The sequence below is a fragment of the Rhodopirellula sp. SH410 genome, from assembly GCF_055811895.1.
In genome coordinates this window covers 3,985,243-4,007,276 of sequence record NZ_CM147949.1, presented here as the reverse complement: position 1 = coordinate 4,007,276, position 22,034 = coordinate 3,985,243, and the positions used below count along the sequence as shown (strand labels likewise).

The following is a 22,034-nucleotide window of genomic DNA, read 5'->3' as shown; positions in this document are numbered from 1 at the left end:
CCCGCCGGCACTGCAGTGCATCCCCATCTTCAATCGTCCGCTAAGTTCTAAGGAACGAGCGGAAAATTACTGACGGATATTGTGGCCGAGCGCTCCGCGGTCGACGATTCCGACCGCGGAGCGTTCGGCCACTTATTTTCCCCTCGCTCCTAAGTTCCAGTTTTGCACTTTTTGCTAACTGATATTGGCACGAAAAAGGCGGCCCGTTCCAATGAGATTTGAACCTTCAAACTTTCAAATCCTTTGGCACGGAAGCCGCCCACCATGGAACTTACCAGTTCGTTCGAGACTCTGCTACGCACGTTCTCCCCAGCTTTCACCGCTCCCAGCTTCCAAACGTTTCGCCTGTTGATGACCGGCTGGATTCTGTCAGCCCGACATCGCTATGTCACCGATCTGATTATTTCCAGCGACTCCGTTGGCAACGGGCATTTCTCTGATTACCACCGCTTCTTCTCGCAAGCGGCTTGGGACATCGATCATCTCTGGAAACTGTTGGCCCAGTTGATCCTGAACAACTTGATCGGTGCCGATGCCACGATCGTGCTTTCGGGGGATGACACCCTCTGTCGTAAACGCGGCCTGGGGATCTTTGGTGCTGGAATGCACCACGATGCGTTGAGTTCGTCGAAGTCCAAGAAAATTTGTCACTGGGGGCACGATTGGGTGGACCTGTGCATCGTGATTGCTCATCCATGGTGGGCACCGACGAAAGTCTTTTCTCTGCCGATTTGCATGAGGCTCTATCGCAATCGCCAGGGGCTCGCCAAAGGGAAAGGCAAACGCAAGAAGAATCCCACCGCCGCGCAGGTGCGTGCCGCATCCAAGCAGGCCAAGCAAGCCGCAGCAGCTAAGAAGAAGGCAGCTGAGAACGCCAAGAAGAAAAACAAACCCGATCCAAAAGCCCATAAAACACGGCCTGAACTGATGGCTGAGATGGTGGCCATGGTTGCTGCATGGTTCCCAGATCGCCAGTTCATTCTCGTCGTCGACAGTCTTTACAGCGGCAAGAGCGTGCTGTCGAAGTTGCCTGAGAACTTTGAGTTGATTGGCCCAGTTCATGCCAAGGCGGCGCTCTACTCACCGGCCCCTCAAGAAACAACCGTCCGTCGTGGGCCTCGCCGTAAGAAAGGTGAGCGGTTGAAAGATGCCGCTGCTTGGGAGCAGGACAGTTCACGTTGGCAAACGCTCCACTACGATCAATACGGGCTGCACGGATCGCTGCGGGTGAAAACTCGCACGGGACTGTACTACAAAGCCGGCAACGACCGACTGCTTCGCCTGGTGCTCTCGCAAGACACCGTGGGTCAGCGGCCGACACGAATCTTTTACTGCACCGACGTGTCGATGAAGCCCCAGGAAATTCTTTCGATCTTCTCGCAACGTTGGTCGATTGAAGTGACGCACTTCGATTGCAAGCAACATCTCGGACTAGAAGATCCGGCGAACCGCACTCCCAAAGCGGTCGAACGAACCGCTCCGATGGCGATGTTCCTGTACAGCCTGTCGATCCTGTGGTTCGCGACCGAAGGCCACGAGGAACTCCAGTTTCCGAATCGACCTTGGTACCACTGGAAGTCTGAACCGAGCTTCGCGGACATGCTCACGACGCTACGCCGCAAATCCTGGGAAGAGAAATTATCGGGGGTGTCGCTCGCTGCGACACCCGACGATAATTCCAGACGTCTGCTCACGTTCCTGGCGACGCTCGCCGGATAGCATGCGGAAAGTGCAAAACTGGAACTAAGTATTCATGCGGCTTCATTGCATTCAGATCGATGATCGCATGCCATGGTTCGGGGACGTCGTCCTCGTAACAGAACGCTTCGGTCACGCCTTCTGATCGATCGCGTGATTCACACGATCGATTTTCGCATCCTACTCCGCCACGTTCGACAATGCTGAGGCTGATCGGGCCAGCCGTCCGAATCAGCTCTGCTGGATCGTCGCGACATCACTCCGCCCAGTTCAGCACGAATGATTCTTGATCGGCATTCTCGGGAGCTTTCCAATCCGCACGCTCTTTGTCGGCTTTCCGCAGCCGCGTGAGCGTGGCAAGAACGTTGCTGCGATCGACATGTCCGTGCCGCATCAGCCAACAACAAATGGTTGTTCCCGTTCGTCCCATACCGCCGAAGCAATGCACATAGACGGCTCGATTGGCCGCTTGCGAGAGGTCGATTGCGTCTAGGATGGATCGCATTCGATCGGCCGATGTCGTGCCGCCGTCGGGAATGGGAAACCGCAGGTACGCGACCGTATCGCTCAATTTTGTAGCGATTTCGCGAAGATCTTTGTCGTAGCGGACGAAGGGTTGCCCGGCGTTGTTCGTCTCACCTTCTTCTTGCAAGTTGATGAAGGTTCGTATCCCTGCATCGTACAGCGATTGCAATCTCGCGTGATGCTTTGCGTGATCTGGCTGTCCCGGATATGCTCCTGCGAGCAACTCGTTTTGAACCACCCAATACGTTCGCCTGGCGGGCGTCTCGGTGGTGGGATAGGTGAACTCGCTAGATTGATTCAATGCCGGAGTCTTTCGGGGTGAGTTTAAATTGTTTCTTCATGATACAAATCCAACAGAGGCCGCACATGACTTGGTTTCATCGACTCACCGGAATAGAGGAACAATCACCCGAGCAGGTTCGCGATCATCTGTCCGTGGACGGTGACAGCATCGTCTGCCCGAATGGGAATCGGATCGGGTTTGGACGTTTCGAGACACCGAAGCTTTCTGAGCTCCGGCAATCCGTTGCGGATCTGAAGGTCGAACCCCGACGTTCCACCATCGGCGAGGTCGTCGGTAATGTTCGCTCGCTGCATGCCGATCCCGCCAATGCGGGCGCATTGTTCCAAGTCGCTTCGCAGTTCAATCTGCTGGAGATGGCCAGCCCATCGGTGGCGCCCGAACGGGGGGTTGGGATCTACGAATCGGACCCCACCCAAGGTCCCGCGTGCGCGATCGCTTGCGGTGCCGGCACAATCTATCGCAACTACTTCGCGTCCGTGGAAGATACGATCGGCCAGAACGCCGATGCTCAGATCGATTGTTCCAGTGACCTCGGCAAGCGGCTCGGCAACTCCGACGGTCGACTGTGGTCGATGCGAAACGGCTACCTCTTCCCAACCGCCGAAGGACTGCAGGAAATCTCCGCCAAACTGCAAAAATCCAGCGACGATGATCTGGACGATCTACGTGGCGAGTTGCGGATCGGACTGCAATGGCAAGCCGACGTCACACTACCCGGTGCCAACCACCAAGTCAGCCAAGCGTACTGTTCGGCGCTACCGATCGCGTACGATCGACAATCCCCCAAGCGATCGGTAGAGCAGTGGAGCGACTTCGCCAAGCTCGTCCTTGATGCGGCCTATGAGGCGACTCTATGCGCTGCGGTCATCAACGCATCCCACACTGGGATCAAGACCGTCTATCTCACTTTCCTCGGCGGCGGCGTCTTCGGCAATCCAGAACCGTTGATTGTCGCCGCGATCGAGCGTGCATTCCACAAACTCAGTCATCACGGCCTCGACGTGCAGATCGTCTCGTACGGTCGATCTAAGCCTGCCACGACCAGTCTCATCGAGCGGATGGGCGCCAACCAACAAATCGGTGAGTAGGACGCCGTTCAGTTTTGCCGAATTTGACACTAGCGACCGAACGCGCTCTGTCGCCGCCGAGTCGCGGCGAATCGGACGAAGCCGAGACACTGGTCGATGGCGCCGACGATAGGCTGGATATCTCGCGGATTGACGAAACTGGGGTTCTCGAAAATAGCGACTCACAGGCAAACCGGCAGTGAAACACCGCTGGCGGAGCGATGCGAAAGCACATATTGCAGCGACGCCTCATCTCAAAAGTTCGCCGGGGCGAGCAAGCCCATGCTGGTTGACGCGATGAAGCCCGCTCGTGCGAACGACCTCCCAGCCCCGCCGCTGATCCCCCACCCCGCAACCATTGACAAAATAGTTAATGGCTGTAGAATACAGGTAGTCGGTTTGCTTCTGGGACCTCGTTGTCTTAGCCTGCGGTCCGGGTGGATCGAGCATGCAATTTCAACTCGCATGAATCAGGGGTGATGTCTCCATTGGAAAAACGCCGTGTTCGGCTTCCACGTCTTGCCTGGGTACCGTTCGATCTTTGCTGGGCAAACAGCGGTTTCGATACTCGAGTGACAGGGCGATGACGATGCACTTTGAATCAGAGTCCTCGCCTGGATTCGCAGTTGGGCGTGTCACGCATCAGATTCGCTCTGGAATGGCAGCAGAGCTGAACAGCGTCGGTTGGTCGTTTTCGCCAGAGAAACCCCTGTCTCTGATCACTGAGTTGGATGCCGGTGCATGGCGAAGCATGAACAAGTTGGCATCACGAATGATTCGTGATCCGACGAGCGTCAACCGGCAGTTGGATCGGCTGATGGATGCCGAAGAACCGAACGAAACACGCTTCGGCGAAATGATCTCAGCAGCAAGGTATCCTCTCACGCTGTGGTGTTCAGTACCGGCGCCCGTTGAAAAAAAGTGATTCAATTCAGATAACTCAGGAAATGGAAAAACGTACGATGGCTAATCGCCCGACAATGGAGCTGGAAGTGATTCGCTCCACACAAATCACCGAGCATATGCGGCGCATCACATTGGGGGGAGATGCTCTTGCGGCGTTCCCCGCCGATCATGAGAGCGCCTATGTGAAACTCCTGTTTCCCCAAGGCCAAAACCAACGCCCTCTCATGAGAACCTACACGATCAGACACCAGCGACCGACGGAGATCGATGTTGACTTCGTCCTCCATCAGCCGCGGGGGCCGGCGTCATCCTGGGCGAGCGAAGCCCAGCCAGGAGATCGGATTTCTGTCGCTGGACCTGGCCCCAAAAAACTGATCAACGATCATGCCGATTGGTTCCTGCTGGCGGGAGATATGGCGGCACTCCCCGCGATCAGCGTCAACCTGAGGAAACTGCCGGAGAACGCTGTCGGGTACGCTGTGATCGAGGTTCCCTGCCAAGCGGATATCCAGGACCTCGAACATCCTCCGAACATCGAGTTGCACTGGGAGATTAACCGTGATCCCGATCCTGAGGGTCTGTTCCTCTCGTCAAAAATTCGTGAGTTGCCTTGGCTGGAAGGGCAATGTGCGGTCTGGGCCGCCTGTGAATTCAATAGCATGCGGGTCTTGAGAAAGCTTCTGCAAGAGTGCGGTAGCATTCCGCAAACACACCTTTACTTATCGAGCTATTGGAAGCTTGGTCAATCCGACGAGGAGCACAAAATGGCCAAGCGGCTGGACAGTGAACAGGCTGGCGTCATCAATTAGGTCGCAACCCCCGGATGTGACAACGCGCCGCCCCTCTCTGTCGCTACGACGGGGGCGTGCCTGGACCGCTAAATCTTTGGGGTTGAGGCTATTATCCTGCCTTGCATTTTGATTCCAAGCGAAGCAAAAACGTCCCAGTCTCCGCTCTGCCCCGCTTCGGGGAAGAGCGGAGACTGGGATAATTGGGGCTGGTCTTCAGGAGGCGGAGATGCAGAAGAAACTTGCGCAATGCAAAAAGCATTGCAAACCCAAAGGTTTAGCGGTCCAGCGCTAGCCTACCTGGGCAGGCTTGCCCATCGTGCGAAAACTCGCCTGATCCGGTAAACGGCGCACCGGCATGGAGGTGCGTTTGCTCAACGATTCGGTTGTGCGATGGCCGTGGCAATCGAAATGAGGGAGAATCGAAGTCAATGAGGCGGGCGGTGGATATTCCGTCGCTGCTGCTGGGAAATGCACCGCGGTTTCGTCGTCTGCACTCGCCCAAGACGATAAAGGCAGGAAAACGCGATCTTGGATGCATTGGCACAACGCTTGCAACTGGGCGGGGGATGCATACGTCGTGCCGCGCACACATCGCGCAATGTCTTGTTACGTTCCACCGAGTGAAAGAACCGTTGATGCAACCTGCGAAGAGAGGATTCACACTCGTCGAATTGTTAGTGGTGATCGCGATCATTGGCGTGCTGGTCGGCTTGTTGCTGCCTGCCGTTCAAGCCGCAAGGGAAGCTGCTCGACGAATGCAGTGCTCCAACAATTTGAAGCAGATCGCGTTGGCATCTCATAATTATGAAAGTGCGTTCAGGACGTTTCCGCCTTCGGCGATCTTGGATCTGAGTTTGACGAGTACCGCGAACAATGGATCATGGGGCGTCCACGGTCGCGTACTGCCGCAGCTCGAACAAGCAAACTTGTATGGAGGCGTGGACCTCTCCTTGGCATGGGATGGTCAGCGGGTGATTCACGAAGTCAAAGTGGCAGCGTTCGCATGCCCAAGTGACCCAGGAACGGATCAAGTGCGTGTGTTCAGTGACAGTCGACCATCACTCTATCCCACCACCTACGGATTCAATTTTGGACGTTGGTTTGTCTACGACCCATCGACTCGCAAAGGCGGCGATGGGATGTTTTACCCCAATTCGTTCCTCGGCTTCCGCGACTGTTTGGATGGGACTTCTCATACTCTTCTGTTAGCAGAAGTGAAAGCTTGGACGCCGTATACACGCAACGGAGGACCGCTTTCGACAACCATGCCGTCGACGAGAGCGGAAGCCGAAGCCATTGTCGCGAGCGGTGCGCAGTTCAAAGATACGGGACATACAGAATGGCCTGATGGCCGCGTCCATCACACCGGCTTTACCGCCGCGATGGCGCCGAATAGTAAAATCCAATACACAACCGGCGGACGCACTTACGAAGAAGTGGATTACAATTCTTGGCAGGAGGGCAAGGATGGTTCAGCTGGACATCCGACATACGCCATGATCACATCCCGCAGCCATCATACTGGCTTGGTGCAGGTTGCCATGGTGGATGGTTCCGTTCGCAGTGTCACCGAATCGGTGGAGCTCCAGGTCTGGCGAGATGTCGCCACGCGCGCCGGTCACGAAGTTGCCTCACAGGACTGGTAGGTGACGATCCTGCCAAGTGGGGCGTCGTCGTTCTCGGCTCGACCACCAGCCCCAACCCACCGCCGCGATCGCGGCTGTGGTCGAGATCGCGGCGGTGGATATGCCTCGTGAGTTCATGATCGCACTGCCGGAACTTGGCTGTTGGCGATCAAGTCCGCCAGGATTTCCAAGCTATCGACCAACCGAGGGCCAGGACGGCTGAAATAGGCTGACCCGTCGACGAAGTGAACTTGGTTGTGGAGCACGCAACTCAACGACGACCAACCGGGATAGGACTCAAGGATCGGCAAGTCTTGTCGTGCCCGCTCGGGCGTGAAGCCACAACACGCGATCACCAATAACTCGGGGTCTGCTTCTACAATTTTTTCCCAAGCCACCGGCGCCGAACGCTCGCCGGCGATCCCAATGACTTCTCGTCCGCCCGCCATGTCGACCAGTTCCGGACTCCAGTGCCCGGCACTGAACGGCGGATCGATCCATTCGAGTAACATCACCCGCGGACGATACGACCACGCTCGAGCACGCTGCACCACCGCATCCACGCGAGCCTTCAATCCGGCGATTACATCGCGAGCCCTATCGTCCATCCCGACCGCCGAACCGACCATGCCAATGCAGTCAAATACTTCCTCCAGGCTCGTGGGCTCAAGGTTGATCACTCGCGGGGGCCCCGGTAGCGAACACGCCGCTTTGTTGACCTCATGTTCAGCGACCGCGCAGACGTCGCACAACGCCTGCGTGACGATTAGGTTCGGCCCCAGTCGCTGCAGCGTCTCCATGTCCAGCGAGTACAACGCCTTCTCCGTCTTCAAACGTTCTCGTACCAACGCATCGATCTCACCGCTGGTGGCATCATGCGGAATGAGCGTCCGAGTTACCGTCGGCAGCGACTGCACGCCATCGGGGTAATCACATTCGTGAGTCACCCCGACCAACCGGTCACGCAAACCCAATGAGCAAACGATCTCGGTCGCACTGGGCAAGAGGGAGACGATTCGTAGGGTCGACTCATCATGCTGCGGCAGTTGTTTTTCATTTTTCATCATTACATTGTGCCAGATTTGTCGCACGATGCGATCGGTGGCAGGGGGTGCGATCTGGGTGCTGCGCTCATCGAGTCGGTAATTCACAGGGTTCCCGAATTCATAAGTTCGCTGACGGTTGGTTTTGAGTTGAGCCAAGCCCTATAGACAGTATCCCAAATTCCGCTCGGTAGCAGACAGCGTAAGCTCATGGTTCTTTGATCCGCTCGTTGATTTGTTTCTGAGCCGATTCCACCGGCGACGTGGTCACTGGAAGTCCGGCACGCCGATACTCCGCATACTTCATCCGCGAGGCATTGTTGCTCAGGTACGTGATCGCCCGACGCAAGTCTTCGGGAACCTCTTCGTGATCCGCTGCATGCTCCTTCATCGCGGTGATCACCCGAGCGACGTCACCGCTCCATGTCCACTGCAGCCACTGGACATACAACTGCCAGCCGTCTTCGATCCGGCCGCACGATGCAATCGCCCCGCCGTAGACGTAAGCCAACGCGTGCATGATGTCGACGATCGGCGTGTAGTGCGAGAAGTGAGTCGCCCACAACGACCAGTTCACTTTCAAACCGTCGCCCATGAACGCTTTGACTTTCGCTTTGTTGAAGCCACGCCGATGGGCTTCGGCGGCAAGCGCCAAGCCAAGACGGTCGTAGCCCTGCCGGGTCGCAACGATCGTTTGCACCAGCGGATCACCGCCGCTCCAACGCCGGTGATCTTTGCGGGACGACTTGCTGTTGGGGAGGTGTGAATCCGTCGAAGTTGATTGCCTCTGCGATGTCTGGTTGCTCGGTGACGCTTCACTATCGGTGTCACTCGATGAACCGCTACTTCGGTGGATTTCATTGACTTTTGGGATGATCCACAGCGGGTCTTTCAAACACTCGGGCACTTCGGGGTGAGGATCAACTTCTGATGGTTTGGACTGATAGGTTTGCAACACACCGGCCTGAGTCTCTCGCCACCAACGGTGCTTTTTGTCACTCGGCTTTTCCTCTCCCCAAAACGAATCGCGAATCTGAGCGCGACCGCCGTCGCCCTGAATCACCGCGGCACGTCCGCTCCAACCGTTCGCCGGTGCATCGTCGCTTTGGCCGTGTTGTTGCTCGGGGATGCTCGCGGCGGTGTAGCGGTCGATGGCTTGTTGTTGTTCGTCGAGTCGTTCGTTGCCGATGCGAATGGCGATCCGCTGACATTGCTTGGCAGAGATCGTCAGTGCGGCGAGGTCCTGTAGGTTGCGACTGGCCACGGCATAGGATCGGTCTCTCGCTGCGGCGATGGTGACCTTTTGCAGAACCGCAGGCGTTTGCTCGATGTCGATGTCACACTGCAACGTTTTCATCTGAGGGAAAAAAATCGAGGCGGCAAGCCTCGCAGTGAGATACATCGGTTTTGAATTTCACTTGGCCTCGTCTGCTTTGCAGCGAGCGATGCTGGGCCTTTTTGGGCGTCATTGCCTTGCCGCATTTGGGGCAGGCGGTCACCGGCTCAGCCTCTTGAGATTGCTGGGCCAGCAGTTCGCTCATGACGATTTGGGTGACCCGGTCAACTTCCTTGATCGTCTGTTCTTCGATCGTCATCATGTTGGCATTGGCGAGATCGGGGATCCCGCCACCCTCAACAAGACGCTGTACGACCATGTCGGCGATTTCTTCAGCGGTCGGTCGATTCGGTGCCGATTCCATGGCAATTTCCCTTTAATGTGTCACCCAAAGCTCCCAGACCTCCCGGTTGCATGCTCAAAGTGTAAATCATCCAAGGTTTCAAGCCGACCCCAATCCAAGCTGCAAACCCGGTCATGCACCCACACCGCCAAGCGTGACCTATCCCGTCGCATGTGCGTCAGCGTATCCAATTCTAATCGGGTCAACGCTACACGGCGAACCTGCTGTTACCCAAGACGATGTGGGCACTTCCTATTCCGCGCCAAAGATTGCACGTATCGCCGCGCGTTTGGCGACTATGATGCCAACCAATTCGTGCTTGCTCTATCGCGCCCTTATCGTCCAATCGGCACAGTGGCCGGCGTGGGCCGAACCGCTCCCAATGAATGAGCAGATCAACGTGCTACGTCGCCTGGGATACGGAATTCCGGACATGTCACGAGCAACCGAAAACACCCAGTATCGTGCAACGTTTACCACATCGAACGACCAGGTTCTCGGCACGAAGCAATGCCACGTTTTCCAAATACCTATCCCACCAGAACTGCGAACACCCGGTGGCGAGTACGACATCCGAATTGACGTAACGCTTTCGTACTCTGCCACTCCGCGTCGAACACGTCGATCGGCGCGGGGCTATCTGGCGGTTTGGCTCGATTGGATTGCCAGCCAGCGAGGTGAGTCCGCCGGAGCATTTTTGAATCGGGCACTGGCGACTGAAGACGATCCCGACGGCGACCGCAATGGCGAACTACCGTGGACACTACACCCGATGACACAACATGGCCTATCCGGCGTGCGACGCAACCGCGGGACAGTTCAAAAGGACTGGGCAATCGTCAAATCGAATGCCCTGCCCGAAGATCTCAGTATCGCCGTTCGTGGTCACCAGGGCTGGAGCCATGATCCCGACGAGACTGCAACGTACGCAATCGCCGTTACCTTCGAGATCGTCGGCCAAGAGATCCTCATCTACGAGCGGCTCCGCACCGCGGTCCTCGACTTGAAGTCGATCGTGGAAGTGGAGAGCGAGGCGGAATTGGAATTGGAGGTCGAATCTTGAATGATTTCCCGTCGCGGTCATCGCAGCCAAGGAAATGGATATTCTCAATCGTGCTTCAGCGGTCAACGAACCATTCCGTGGAATTCGCGAACCCTCATATCGGCACCGCGTCTGTTCTACTAGAGCATCTTTGAAAATGACGTAGGCCGAAGCAAAGTAGCTACGTTCGCCAGAACGTGGGCCACCGTCTGGCGACGGTGGCTACATCAAAGATGAAAATGCTCTAGCCGACCATTCCCCGCGATTTACAGTTTGTTATGAGCATTTTAGATAACGCAATTCAGGCAATCGAGGTTGGTGTCCAAGATTTTGACGACGGCGGCGAAGCGCGGCTGAAGTCCGCGATCCGAAATATTTATGCTGGCGTCTTGCTGCTATTCAAGCAAAAACTACACGAGTTATCGCCAGACGGTACTGACGAAGTGCTTCTTAAGCAGAAAATCGTCCCGGTCAGCGTTGCCGGGAAAGTCTCATTCCGAGGCAAAGGCCAGAAGACTGTCGACCGGCAAGCGATGGAAGAGCGTTTCGAATCGCTCGGAGTGAAAGTTGATTGGAAAGCAGTAGATAGCATCGGTCGAATTCGCAATGAAATTGAACACTACTTCACCACTGCTAAGGAGGACGCGATTAGGGAAGCGCTCGCGAAAGCGTTTGTTGTCGCTTCGGAGTTCATGACATCCGAGCTAGGTCGCGATTTACAGAAGCACCTGTCAGCGGAAACTTGGGGACGGCTCATTGAGATTCGAGATTTCTATCAGGCAGAGAAAACCAGGTGTGAACAATCCTCTTCGAACTTCGATTGCGAATCGGAATTTGCGTTAGAACATGCTGACGAAGTCACATGTGATAGTTGTTACTCGGATCTGATCTATTTCCAAGAGAAAGGCGGAGCGATTTGCAAGTCGTGCGGAAAAACCTGGTCGCAAAAAGACATCGCTAAGGCGATTGTGGCGGAAAGGGGAGGAGGCGACTACTACGACCACGTGAAAGACGGTGGTGATGCCTCCGTAGTTGATTGTCCTGAATGCGGTGAGTTTTCCTTTGTCATCGAAGAAGGGTACTGCGTAAATTGCGAAGAGACATCGCGTACAGAATGTGATATTTGCGGCATGTCGATTCCGGCCGAAGAGATTGACGGCGAAGGAAGATGCGCTAGGTGTGACTACTTGGTTTCAAGAGACGATTGACCCGCTTACGCCGCGAACTTCACGCCGCTGAGGGCGTAGTCCAGGATCGCGTCGAAGACGTCGTCGCGTTTGCGTTGGAACAGTTGTTTGTCGTAGGATTCAGGCAAGTTGACGTCCAGCACTTCTTCCAAGGCGTCGCGGACGACCTTTCGCGTTTGCGCGTCTTTGAACCAGTCTTCAACCAAGACGCGAGGATGTTCTTCCAATACTCGCTTCAACAATGCCTTCGCCGCCAGCTTGACCTTCTGCGATTCTGCTTCGGTCATCTTGTCTTTGCTTAACAGATCGAAAATCTCTAGCTCGTCTTCCGACAACCCCTCTCGGACGTGGCGTTCGTCTTCAGATTTCATCTCGCCGGCAAAACTAACCAACTCGTCAAAGTAGTTCTCGTTCGACGATCCACCGCTGTTGTACTTGTCAATGATCGCCTGCAATCGAACCGCGAAATCTCGCCGAGTTAGGTTTTGTTTCATCATCTCGTCGAGCTTCTTCTTGATGAACACCAGCAAGTCGGCAATCTCAATGTTCTTGTGCTCGACAGCTTTGAACTCGTGCTTCAATTTCTCGAAGTTCGTTTTGCTCAAGTCCCAGACGCGGCCGGACTGAATGATCTTCCATTCTTCTTTTGGTTCCTTGACGACCTCACGCGCTGAATCGTCGACGACAAGACTTTCATCCAACAACTCGGTGATTCGCCGTTGAACGTCGCTCACGTCCTGGCCTTCGATCAATGCGTCGACAACGCCGCGAAGATACTGGAACACTGCAACACGACGGACGACCGGATAGCCGAAGATCTCGGGTTTGCAAGCGTCGTAGAGTGCTGACACGGTGTTTTCGTAAACATAAAACGACTTACGCATCTGCTCGTCGCCCAACAGGATGTCTGCGTAGTCGCCAAAGATCCCCACTGATTTAAAAATCTGGCCGGCGTTCTTTGACAGATCATCTAGCGGCATGCCGTTGCCTTCGCAGAACTTCGTCGCCTCGTCGATCGCTTGGTTCAGCAAATCGAACAGAACGCGTTTGTCCTGAACCGGCATGTCGCCCGCGTCGCTTCCCTCGCCGTAATCCCGCAGCGCTTTCTGCAAATTCCGAAACACGTTGTAGTAGTCGATGATCTCGCCGTGCGTCTTATGCACGCCTTCGATCTCGTGCGACGTCACACGGTTGGCCCGTGCGATCGTTTGCATCAACGTGTGACCCCGCATTGGTTTGTCCAAGTACAACGTTGACACCGTCGGAGCGTCAAAACCAGTCAACCACATCGCGCACACAAACACCAACTGCAATGGGTGATCGGGGTCTTTGAAGTTGTACTCGACATCGTGGCCCTCTTTGTCGACCGACTCCATTCGCTTGCGGTGAGGTTTGTTATCCAAGCCACGATCGGCGAACTTTTTCTCTTCGTCCGCGTCCTCGCTGATCACCACCGCCATCTCGACCCGCTTCATCCAGTCGAGCCGTCGTTTCAACCGATCCTTCGTCGGCCCGGTTGCCGCGTTGATCTCGCTTCGCAGCGACTTTAGCTTCTCCTTCCAGTGATGCTGGACTTTGTCGTACATCGTCACCGCGGTGAACTTGTCCAGCGTAATCACCATCGCCTTGCCCAGATAACCACGCTGGGGAAAGTGATCGACAATGTCCTCGGCGATCGTGTCCAAACGATCGTCCCGCCAGATCACCTTGTCTTCCTTGGCGAAGCGATTCTCCAGCTTCTCCCGCTGCAGTTCGTCGATGTCCTCTTCGTCAAAGATCGCGATCAGGTCTTCGGTCAGATCCTCGTTCTGAATCAGCACCTCGGGCACACGCTTCTGGTGAAACAGTGGCACCGTCGATTCGTCGTCGATCGCCTGTTTGAAGTTGTATTCGGAAACGTAATCGCCAAACCACTGATTCGTCTTGCGATCGCGACCCAACAGCGGTGTCCCGGTGAAGGCCAAGAACTGAGCGTTCTTCAAGCCCGCTCGCATGTTCTGCGCCAGATCCTCGTACTGGGTCCGGTGCGCCTCGTCGACCATCACAATGATGTCCTTGCGAGGCGACAACAGCGGGTACTCTTTGCCCTTGTCGTACCGGAACTTCTGGATCAGCGTGAACACCATCCGTTTGTTGCTGCCCAGAAACTCGCGCATCTGGTCGCTATTACGTGGCTGGCAAGCCTCGTTGTCGCGAACCGTTTCGGTGTTCAAGAAGTTGCGATAGATCTGGTCATCCAAATCCTTGCGGTCCGTCACGACGACGAAGGTGAAATTGCCCGTTGCTTTGCGAAAGATCTTGCGCACGTAGAAGATCATTGAAAAGCTCTTGCCCGACCCTTGGGTGTGCCAGAACACGCCCAGTTTGCCCGGTGTCTCGTCGCGACGCTCAAAACGCTCGTAGGCGTTGTTCACACCGATGAACTGGTGGTTCTGAGCGAGGATCTTTTGGTTCTCGTTGTAAAACAGCGTGAAATTCTCGACGTAATCGAGCAGTCGCGGCGGCGCGAGCAAGCCTTCGATCACCCGCGGCAGGCTGTCCGTGTCGGCTTTGATCTTTTTGCGATCAAGTTTCTCTTTCTCGTCATCGACGCGCAGCCAATTGAAAAAGTACTCCCAAGTCGCCGTCATGCTGCCGACGCGAGTTTCGATAGCATTGGACAACACGCAGACCGCATTGGCATGGAACAGTTGCGGGATGTCGGCTTTGTAGTCCGTCAAGTTCTTGTCGAACGCGTCTCGAACATTGACGTTGCTGTTCTTCAGTTCGATGAAGACCAATGGAATGCCGTTGACGAATAGCAAAACATCGGGCCGCCGAAACCGTCCCGCCGGCCCGATACCTTTGATCCATAGCTGAGTCACTGCCAAGAACGTATTTTGCTCGGCGGCGTCAAAGTCGATGAACCGAACCCGTGCGTGTTGCTTGCGTCCCTGGGCGTCGTCGTATTCGACGGGAGCACCATCACGGATCAGCGCCGTCACTTCCCGATTAGCCGCGACCATCGACATGCTGGATCGGCGAGCGGTCAATTGCTCGATCGCATCCTCCACCGCCGATTCCGGCACTTCGTTGAGCCGCAAAATCGCTTCACGAACCCGATCCACCAAGATCACATCGCGTTTGTCGGCGCGTCCCGAGTTGTCATTGAGGTTTTCCGGATCGGTCGTATAACAATTCAGCGTGTCGAAGACATACGATTCACCCCAGCGAGCCTTCATCTCGCGAATGATCTCACGTTCGATGTCATCTTCGGAGAGAAAGCTAGGCATGAGCAACTTCCTCGCTAACTTCCTCCGCCGCATCCTCGGTCATGCTCGGCGGCAATCGAATGTCGAGCTTATCGACGGGGAGCTTGCCGGAGATTAGGCGGGCCAAGAGTGAATCGCGAGCAGCTACGCTACTGTTGTTCATCTCATGTAGAGTATCTGCTTGTCGAAGAAATGGCTCGGCCAAGTTCAGGTAAGCAGTTCGCAGCTCCAGTGAAGGAATTACGAACTTCTGCTGTTCGATTAGCTGAGGCTTCAAGTGCAAAACGTTTGCACCGTTGGCAAATTGCTTAATAAAGTCTCCGAATCCACTGAATCGCAAGTGGGAGTACAAAAACAGCTTTGACATCTCGTGCGGGACCAGCTTTACAACATCCAACGAAATCACCGCAGGTCCTCCGAGACCTGCTGGAACGCGTGCTGCCCGCCCGACTACTGCGCGGTCTTGGGTCATGTCCGTTACTGCCATAACAACGTCATCGGTATCAACCATCTGCTCGTCCCGATACTGGCCAACATAGAACTTTGTTCCATCCTTGCGAAACCCACCGTTGCGAAGGAAATTCTTCAGATTGATGAACGGCCTGCCACTACCATCTTCAACGATTTCTTCGCTCTTGTAGGATTTGCCTTTGATCACTTTGAAAAAACTGATTCCATTGTTTATGTCCCACCCGACCGGCACGCCTTTTTCAAACTTAGCGTTTTGGTGTCCTGGGAATCGCATTCGGACGAACCATTCGCGGTAGATTTCCTCGGCCATGTTCTCGAGGATCGCGATGCGACGCCGGTTGTTTTCAATCAAGTCGTCGTAAGCCGACAACACCCCCGCAATCTTCCGCTGGGTCGGAAGGTCAAACGTCGGCAGCTTGATCGTCAGCAACTTGGTGACACTCAGATTGTCTTGAGTCGCTCCCATCGTGATGGACCGAATTCCGGTTTTGACAGAATCCAGAAAGTACTTCACGAAGCGAACGTCCGCTTTCGCTGGATCAGGCGTAAAGCTAATCACGCTGTCAGGGAAGCACGCCTTGATACCAAGGATTGCTGAGTCACCCGTGTTCACTCCAGCATTCACGATGCAAAGCACCCCAGGGTTCCAAAGCTTGCTTTGCGAAAGCCCTATCTCGCTGTAGGTTTGACTGTAACCGGTGACATAGAGTTCGCTGTTGGTGATGTCTGCCGTCTGAATAAACGGGTACGGACCACCATAAAGCGACGGATCGTTGCGTGGGCGATGACGCGACTTTCCTCTCGCTACCTTTCCTAGCTCGTCCAGCGTTACTCCGGCTTTCGTCATTCTGTGTCCCCGGTCAGCTGGCGCACATTTTGACCAATCACTGATGCCAACTGAATTGCGTCTGCGTCAAGCGACTCCAGCTCACCCTGCATCGTCGAAAGGTCTTCGATGAATTCCTCTTCAGTCTTGCCATCTTCCTCGATCACGACGCCGACATAGCGACCGGGGTTGAGCGAGTAATCTTGCTCTTCCAAGTCGGCTTGGCCGGCCAGTTTGCACAGGCCGGTGACGTCTTCGTACTTGGCAGAGGGGAACCGTTCTTGCAGCCAGTGGATGTGCGTGAAATAGCTTTCCGCGTTCTTGATCTCGGTGTGTAGGACTTCCAAACGACGCTTGATCTCCTTTGTGTCGCGATCCACTCCCGATCGCTTGCCCCCGGCCTTGGCTTCGTCCGCCTTGTGCTTTTGGTGCTGACGAACGACACGGTCGAGCCGCTTCAAACCGGCGTGCAACGCTTCAAAGAATGGGTCGAGAGACTCGCGAAGTTTGTGCTGGGCTTTGTTTTGCTTGTCGACGCCGCCCTCGTCGCCATGCTTTTCCAAATACTTGTCGTATTGCTTTTGATACTTGCCCAATCCCTTCCACGCCGCCAGCAACTCCGCCACCGCCGACTCCGCTTCGGCCACGATCTCGGGCGTGCTGTCGAGCACCTCGACGACTTGCTTTGCGATCGGTTCCACGCGGGTCGCGGTTGTGGCGAGTTGCTCGAATCCGCTGGCAAAGTATCCGTCAACCAGTTTCGTAAAACTCTCTCGCTGACCTTTTCGCAAGTGCGAGATGATCGCGATGTTGGCGATTTGTTCTTCGGAGAACTCGCGATGGGCGCGGTCGATCTGCGTGAAGATGTTGCGAGCGTCAATGAACAGGATGCGGTCGTCATCCTTTGCTTTGTCAAAGAACCACAACGTCGCCGGCAGCGTGACGGTGTAGAACATGTTCGACGGCAACGTCAGCATGCTGTAAATCAGGTTCTTCTCGATCAGCGTTTTGCGAATATCGGCTTCGCTGTGCCGAGCGTCCGATGCACTGTTGGCCATGACCAGCGCCGCCCGCCCCGATTCATTCAGCGACGTGGCAAACAGATTGATCCACAGATAGTTGGCATTGGGAACGGTCTGTTTGCCTTCTTCGCCTTTCTTGACCTTCGTTTTGTTTTGCGGGATTCCATGATCGCTGAAACGGCGATCGTCGCGAACACGGCTCAGGTTCACGTCGTCGACATTGAACGGCGGATTGGCGAGGACAAAGTCAAACTTGCCGTAGCTGTCAACCAGATCGTCGTAATAGCTGTTGCCTTGCTTGATCTCGCCCCGCAATCCGTTGACGGCCAAGTTCATCTTGGCCAGGTTCACCGTTTCGCCGGTCTTCTCCTGACCGTAGACATAGATGTCGTCGGCGGATGCTTTCTTGCCTTTCCCGTTTGTGCTCGCCAGCGATTCGCGGTGCTTCTTCACGAACTGGACCGAGTGAACGAACATGCCCCCGCTGCCGCACGCCGGATCGAACACTTTTCCGCCGTGGGGCTGGATAATTTCGACCATCACCCGTACGACGCTCTTGGGCGTGAAGAACTCTCCGCCGCCCTGGCCCTCGGCCAACGCAAAGTTGCCCAGGAAGTATTCGTAGATCTGACCGAAGACGTCACCTTCGGCATCAGCAGGAATGTCAGCAAACGTTTTCAGCAATGACTTCAATAGCGACGATGAATTGTCCGGCATCAGCTCGAAGTAGTCGTCCTTGGGCAGCGTGTCCTCGAGTTCCGGCTTGTGCTGCTCGATCGCCACCATCGCCTGCTTGATCTTGTTGGCTATGTTCTCCTTTTCCGGCAGTTCCAGCAGGTACTCGTACCGAGCCTCATCGGGCAGATAGAACCCGCACTTCGCGATCGCAATCTCGGAAATCGGTTTCTCACGCCGCGTCCCCGACAGCTTTTCAAACTCAGCGTTGATCTCGGCCTCGTGCCCGCGATAGATATTGTCGGCGAAGCGAAGGAAGATCAGCCCCAGAATCGGCGTCGAATACTGATTAGCCTTCAGCCCCGAGTTCGCCCGCAGATTATCCGCCGCGCTCCAGAGTTGCTTTTCGAGTTGTTTCAGTTGTTCGCGGTTCAAGCGTCTTGCTCTCTCGGCTGATAGTTCCTTGTTGGTAAGCAAGCCAATACCAGGCTGACTTTGCTCGTTTCGACTACGTCATTCTACCGGTTTTCCAAACCGACGACATCAGGCCGTAACGTCAGCACGCTCGCTTGCCAAAGGTATCGGTGAAGTTGGAAACGGCTACCGGCGCGGGCTATTTCGAAGTACCTTTCGTCGTTTGTGACGTCCTACATTTGGCGATTCCGATTCAACGCGTTCAAGCACTTTCGGCAAACTTAAGTGCGGAAGCTCATAAGTCACATCGCCGACCCTGACCGGGCGGTGGGTCTCGATCGCCTTTTCATAGCCTTTCATCCAATGTCGATCGCGGCAGGCCGTCCAAAATTTCTTAGGGGACGCGAAATGGTTTTTCCTCAGTCTTGCCTTAATGGTTTGAAGGGAGATAGCCGGATATTTGTCGCTATCAAGGTTGTCGTTGGGCTCTGCTTCAGCTGCGACCACAATCCCATAAATAGTTTGAACTTTTTTCCAATCAACAAATTTGAACAGCTGCGATTTTTCTTCTTGAGTCATTGCTTCCAAGATTCGCTCGATCTTCGCCAGTTGTTCCTGCCCATGTTGCATCTCAAGCGTTGCCTGATGAACCTCGTTGATCTCATCTACGGCGAGGATCGCCTTCGCTTCGATCAACAACAATTCATCACCGAACTTCGGGTTGTAGACCAACATGTCAATGTCGCCGTTTTCACCGCCACCACTGACATCTGTGTCAGGTTTGAATGAGCAGCCGCCGAGCTTTGCAAAAAAGTCTCGTCCAAATTCACGGATCATAATCTTGTCGCGGGTGCCTACCAAAGTTGAGGCAAGCTTTTGTTGAGACGGCGTGCGATTCATCAGACGCAGCATATTTCGCAGGTGTCGAGACCCGAGAATCTGACAGACACTCCAGCTAACAGTGTCCGGCCCGAAGATTAACGGCTGCTGAAACAAGTCTGGTTGTTTCGTGCGATCGTCGTAGGAAAGACGATTCGTGATTGATTGGATAGCCGAGTCATTGAGGCCAGAAAGCAGTCGAATGATCTCGATGAAACGATCACGTGGTAGGCATTGCGTAGGTACGACGTCGATCTGCTCCTGTTGCCATTCGGTGATGCCCCGCAGAAACCCAACGGTCAGACAAAAGCTATAGGCGCGCATAGCGTCATAGAAAGCGTTCAGATCCCCAACCGTAAAACCATCGAGATCAACGCTCGGATCAAGGGCGAGGGGCTCTTTTGGGAATTGACTCTGAAGGTGCTCTTTGATTTTTGCGTTGCCCGCGACGTCGATGACAATCAGATTCAAACCTGACGCATCAGATGCAAAAGCGTTTCGACCCAGCACTTTTCGCAACTCATCAGCCGCTAGCTGATTTGGCTGTGCCGCTTCTGGTAGCAGCCGATGCTGCGACGAATTTTCGATCATTCCGTACATGGCGGTCGCCGGATCACGGTTGGCTGGCGTTTGAAATTTCACACATCGCAGCTTGCTGTCAACAATTACCTCGACCTGACGTCGCCCATACATTTTGTGGAAGTCGGCAATGTCAATGTATTTCCCTGCGAGCCGTGCGAATGAACCTGCTGCCTCCAACAATCGCGTGTCAAAGGCTGGGTTCAGATCAAATGGCTTTGACCCGTCATGCAACCACCGAACCGCTTGGGACAATGCCTCTTCCAACCCCTTTATCACCTGCGATTGTCCGACAGACGGATTCGCGGGGCCAACTGCGGATGCGACAAGATGCATGCAGTCAAACTGAGCTAGAACCGCGAAAACGGCTTCGGGTCGCGCACGCTTCCACAGCCGATGCGTTGTGTGTTGCTGATCTAACGTTTCCGTTTCGAAGCTGCGGAATATCTGCTCGTCCGACTCAGAGAGGCGTAGGGCTTTTTCAATCATCGTTGTTTGCCATGGCAATTGGGAGTAAACAGAACCAACGGGAACTGACCGCACTGAACGTGATTTGGAACTGTCCTTCCTTGCGATCTCGACAGGTTCCATCGGTGTTCCAATAGAATCGTATGACGCGTATGGCGTCCGCGTTAACCACCGTCGGGCGAGAAACAGAGACTCAGAGAGTTCTCTGGGGAGACCACCGTGAGACCGGACCTGACGGCTGGGATCGGGTTCAGGCTGACGGTCTCGGCAAGAGAACCGAGAACGCGTGTGCCAGCCGCGTTGCCGACCAGTGGTCCGCGAAACGCGGGGTAAAACGAAAAACGCCCGCAAACCGATTACCGGCTGCGGGCGTTAAGTGGGCTGTCGGAAAATTCCAAGATTTTCCGATAAGCTCCCCCGGCAAGACTCGAACTTGCGACAAGGCGGTTAACAGCCGCCTGCTCTACCAACTGAGCTACAGGGGATTAGGACTTGGTGACGCTGTTCCGAAGAAAGCGGTGTCACTTGCCTGAGGAGGGAATATTAGCGGGCTCGGCGGGTCGCTTCAAGATGGGTTGAGCCATCTCGGCGGACATTTTTTGGCGAGTTTTTCAAAAGTACCGCCTGCGAACATCGGAAGCACGCCCTTCTGCCGTGTTCAACCTACTTTTCGGCCGCCGCAGGCCCATTGCTACAGCCATTTTGCAATATTTTCACTCGGATTGCTGGTAGGGGTGACCAAACGTGTCACCTCCCTAACTGATACTACTTGTGTCAGACGGGAGGACCAATCGACGACGACGTGTCTCATGTTGAGACCGACTCTCGTTTTGACAAGGAAAACGCGTGATTTGTTTGGAAACCGACCACGAGCCGACGTCAGGCATGTCGGCTATCGACGACCCAGAATTAAGTTTTTATGTGGAATTAACGGTGTTTTTTCATCGCCCTCCTGAAAAATCTGGAAAAGTCGTGTTGAACATGCCAATTGGCCCGGAACGTGCATCAGTTCACTTGTATCCAAATCACAAATATCCCCCCATCCCCCCAGAACAGAATTACTCGAAAGGATTCAAGCCATGTTGGTTCTCAGTCGTAAAGAAGGCGAAAAGTTGGTCATCGGCGATAACATCGTGATCACTGTCAATCGAATTGCCGGAAACCGGGTCGCTATCGGAATTGAGGCACCTCGCGAAGTGTCGATCGTTCGTGGCGAGTTGGCGCCGCAGGTCACGACATCCGGGAAAGTCGAAAGTGGAACTCCTTCCGCTGTCGCATCGATGCTTGAGCGTGGAATTGCCGTGGCCGGTCAAATGGATCGCTGCTGAAATGGCGGCGTCTGTTGTCCACTGTGGTGAATCGGATACCCCGTGTGCTGCAGTTTCAATCGATGTTGGCAGAGTGCGTAAGTACTTGCCAAGTCGTCGATTTATGCAGGTGTCGTCAGGCACTGCTAACGAATTCGCCCCTTGACTTGGCGGCGAGTCCGAACTTGCCGGTTTCAGGATCTCTCTTGAGAATCGGCCTGCCGTGACGTTAGATCGGTGAATCGATGCGGATCAGCCCAACCGCAGCGGATTCA

The 22,034-nt window shown here is 54.9% G+C and carries 17 protein-coding genes and 1 tRNA gene; 9 read left to right on the top strand and 9 right to left on the bottom strand.

The window, feature by feature from the left end:
• The first annotated feature begins 264 nt into the window (after window positions 1–264).
• Window positions 265–1,719, top strand: a complete 1,455-nt coding sequence (locus tag SH410x_RS14635; protein WP_473669018.1) for an IS701 family transposase — start codon at window positions 265–267, stop codon at window positions 1,717–1,719.
• A 235-nt stretch (window positions 1,720–1,954) separates the two neighbouring features.
• On the opposite strand, the gene SH410x_RS14630 is transcribed toward SH410x_RS14635, so the two are convergent.
• Window positions 1,955–2,524 carry a protein-tyrosine phosphatase family protein gene (locus SH410x_RS14630; protein WP_473677204.1) on the bottom strand — a complete coding sequence of 190 codons (570 nt, stop codon included), beginning with the start codon at window positions 2,522–2,524 and terminating at the stop codon, window positions 1,955–1,957.
• Window positions 2,525–2,589: 65 nt separating this feature from the next.
• Between SH410x_RS14630 and SH410x_RS14625 the strand changes: the two genes are divergently transcribed.
• The 5 genes from SH410x_RS14625 to SH410x_RS14605 all read left to right on the top strand — a co-directional run bounded on the left by SH410x_RS14625 (window position 2,590) and on the right by SH410x_RS14605 (window position 6,937).
• A complete protein-coding gene (locus SH410x_RS14625) occupies window positions 2,590–3,615 on the top strand; it encodes a hypothetical protein (protein WP_473677203.1) in 1,026 nt (341 codons plus the stop codon).
• A gap of 14 nt (window positions 3,616–3,629) precedes the next feature.
• On the top strand, window positions 3,630–3,797 hold the full coding sequence (locus tag SH410x_RS14620) for a hypothetical protein (protein ID WP_473677202.1): 168 nt from the start codon (window positions 3,630–3,632) through the stop codon (window positions 3,795–3,797).
• 386 nt (window positions 3,798–4,183) lie between these two features.
• Window positions 4,184–4,519, top strand: coding sequence for a hypothetical protein (locus tag SH410x_RS14615; protein ID WP_473677201.1), 336 nt, complete (start codon window positions 4,184–4,186; stop codon window positions 4,517–4,519).
• 37 nt (window positions 4,520–4,556) lie between these two features.
• Window positions 4,557–5,309 carry a siderophore-interacting protein gene (locus SH410x_RS14610; RefSeq protein WP_473677200.1) on the top strand — a complete coding sequence of 251 codons (753 nt, stop codon included), beginning with the start codon at window positions 4,557–4,559 and terminating at the stop codon, window positions 5,307–5,309.
• A gap of 617 nt (window positions 5,310–5,926) precedes the next feature.
• On the top strand, window positions 5,927–6,937 hold the full coding sequence (locus SH410x_RS14605) for a DUF1559 family PulG-like putative transporter (protein WP_473677199.1): 1,011 nt from the start codon (window positions 5,927–5,929) through the stop codon (window positions 6,935–6,937).
• A gap of 113 nt (window positions 6,938–7,050) precedes the next feature.
• Here SH410x_RS14605 and SH410x_RS14600 read toward each other — a convergent pair whose 3' ends face one another.
• The 3 genes from SH410x_RS14600 to SH410x_RS14590 are packed head-to-tail and all read right to left on the bottom strand — an operon-like array spanning window position 7,051 to window position 9,659.
• On the bottom strand, window positions 7,051–8,118 hold the full coding sequence (locus tag SH410x_RS14600; RefSeq protein ID WP_473677198.1) for a cobalamin-binding protein: 1,068 nt from the start codon (window positions 8,116–8,118) through the stop codon (window positions 7,051–7,053).
• A 49-nt stretch (window positions 8,119–8,167) separates the two neighbouring features.
• Complete coding sequence (locus SH410x_RS14595) at window positions 8,168–9,316, bottom strand: hypothetical protein (protein WP_473677197.1); 1,149 nt, start codon at window positions 9,314–9,316, stop codon at window positions 8,168–8,170.
• Window positions 9,297–9,659, bottom strand: a complete 363-nt coding sequence (locus SH410x_RS14590) for a hypothetical protein (protein ID WP_473670050.1) — start codon at window positions 9,657–9,659, stop codon at window positions 9,297–9,299. The genes SH410x_RS14595 and SH410x_RS14590 overlap by 20 nt, the downstream gene beginning before the upstream one ends.
• Window positions 9,660–9,939: 280 nt before the next feature.
• On the opposite strand from SH410x_RS14590, the gene SH410x_RS14585 reads away from it, so the two are divergent.
• Both SH410x_RS14585 and SH410x_RS14580 read left to right on the top strand, forming a co-directional pair.
• Window positions 9,940–10,701 carry a hypothetical protein gene (locus SH410x_RS14585; RefSeq protein WP_473677196.1) on the top strand — a complete coding sequence of 254 codons (762 nt, stop codon included), beginning with the start codon at window positions 9,940–9,942 and terminating at the stop codon, window positions 10,699–10,701.
• A 257-nt stretch (window positions 10,702–10,958) separates the two neighbouring features.
• Window positions 10,959–11,888: a hypothetical protein gene (locus SH410x_RS14580; protein WP_473677195.1), complete on the top strand. Its 930-nt coding sequence runs from the start codon at window positions 10,959–10,961 to the stop codon at window positions 11,886–11,888.
• 5 nt (window positions 11,889–11,893) lie between these two features.
• On the opposite strand, the gene SH410x_RS14575 is transcribed toward SH410x_RS14580, so the two are convergent.
• The 5 genes from SH410x_RS14575 to SH410x_RS14555 form a co-directional block, all read right to left on the bottom strand.
• Window positions 11,894–15,139, bottom strand: a complete 3,246-nt coding sequence (locus SH410x_RS14575; protein WP_473677194.1) for a type I restriction endonuclease subunit R — start codon at window positions 15,137–15,139, stop codon at window positions 11,894–11,896.
• Window positions 15,132–16,436 (bottom strand): restriction endonuclease subunit S, encoded by a 1,305-nt coding sequence (locus SH410x_RS14570; RefSeq protein WP_473677193.1) that lies wholly within the window; start codon window positions 16,434–16,436, stop codon window positions 15,132–15,134. The genes SH410x_RS14575 and SH410x_RS14570 overlap by 8 nt, the downstream gene beginning before the upstream one ends.
• Entirely contained in the window at window positions 16,433–18,547 is a 2,115-nt protein-coding gene (locus SH410x_RS14565; RefSeq protein WP_473677192.1) for an N-6 DNA methylase, read from the bottom strand. The genes SH410x_RS14570 and SH410x_RS14565 overlap by 4 nt, the downstream gene beginning before the upstream one ends.
• Window positions 18,548–18,712: 165 nt before the next feature.
• Complete coding sequence (locus SH410x_RS14560) at window positions 18,713–20,575, bottom strand: hypothetical protein (protein WP_473677191.1); 1,863 nt, start codon at window positions 20,573–20,575, stop codon at window positions 18,713–18,715.
• Between the two features lie 289 nt (window positions 20,576–20,864).
• Window positions 20,865–20,937 (bottom strand) — tRNA-Asn (locus tag SH410x_RS14555).
• A gap of 594 nt (window positions 20,938–21,531) precedes the next feature.
• On the opposite strand from SH410x_RS14555, the gene SH410x_RS14550 reads away from it, so the two are divergent.
• Window positions 21,532–21,780 (top strand): carbon storage regulator, encoded by a 249-nt coding sequence (locus SH410x_RS14550; RefSeq protein WP_473677190.1) that lies wholly within the window; start codon window positions 21,532–21,534, stop codon window positions 21,778–21,780.
• Window positions 21,781–22,034: the final 254 nt, after the last annotated feature.

Coding starts and splice junctions, on each gene's coding strand:
- SH410x_RS14635 (WP_473669018.1), top strand. CDS start 265: ATGGAACTTACCAGTTCGTTCGAGACTCTGCTACGCACGTTCTCCCCA.
- SH410x_RS14625 (WP_473677203.1), top strand. CDS start 2,590: ATGACTTGGTTTCATCGACTCACCGGAATAGAGGAACAATCACCCGAG.
- SH410x_RS14615 (WP_473677201.1), top strand. CDS start 4,184: ATGCACTTTGAATCAGAGTCCTCGCCTGGATTCGCAGTTGGGCGTGTC.
- SH410x_RS14610 (WP_473677200.1), top strand. CDS start 4,557: ATGGCTAATCGCCCGACAATGGAGCTGGAAGTGATTCGCTCCACACAA.
- SH410x_RS14605 (WP_473677199.1), top strand. CDS start 5,927: ATGCAACCTGCGAAGAGAGGATTCACACTCGTCGAATTGTTAGTGGTG.
- SH410x_RS14595 (WP_473677197.1), bottom strand. CDS start 9,316: ATGAAAACGTTGCAGTGTGACATCGACATCGAGCAAACGCCTGCGGTT.
- SH410x_RS14590 (WP_473670050.1), bottom strand. CDS start 9,659: ATGGAATCGGCACCGAATCGACCGACCGCTGAAGAAATCGCCGACATG.
- SH410x_RS14585 (WP_473677196.1), top strand. CDS start 9,940: ATGCCAACCAATTCGTGCTTGCTCTATCGCGCCCTTATCGTCCAATCG.
- SH410x_RS14580 (WP_473677195.1), top strand. CDS start 10,959: ATGAGCATTTTAGATAACGCAATTCAGGCAATCGAGGTTGGTGTCCAA.
- SH410x_RS14575 (WP_473677194.1), bottom strand. CDS start 15,139: ATGCCTAGCTTTCTCTCCGAAGATGACATCGAACGTGAGATCATTCGC.
- SH410x_RS14570 (WP_473677193.1), bottom strand. CDS start 16,436: ATGACGAAAGCCGGAGTAACGCTGGACGAGCTAGGAAAGGTAGCGAGA.
- SH410x_RS14560 (WP_473677191.1), bottom strand. CDS start 20,575: ATGGAACCTGTCGAGATCGCAAGGAAGGACAGTTCCAAATCACGTTCA.
- SH410x_RS14550 (WP_473677190.1), top strand. CDS start 21,532: ATGTTGGTTCTCAGTCGTAAAGAAGGCGAAAAGTTGGTCATCGGCGAT.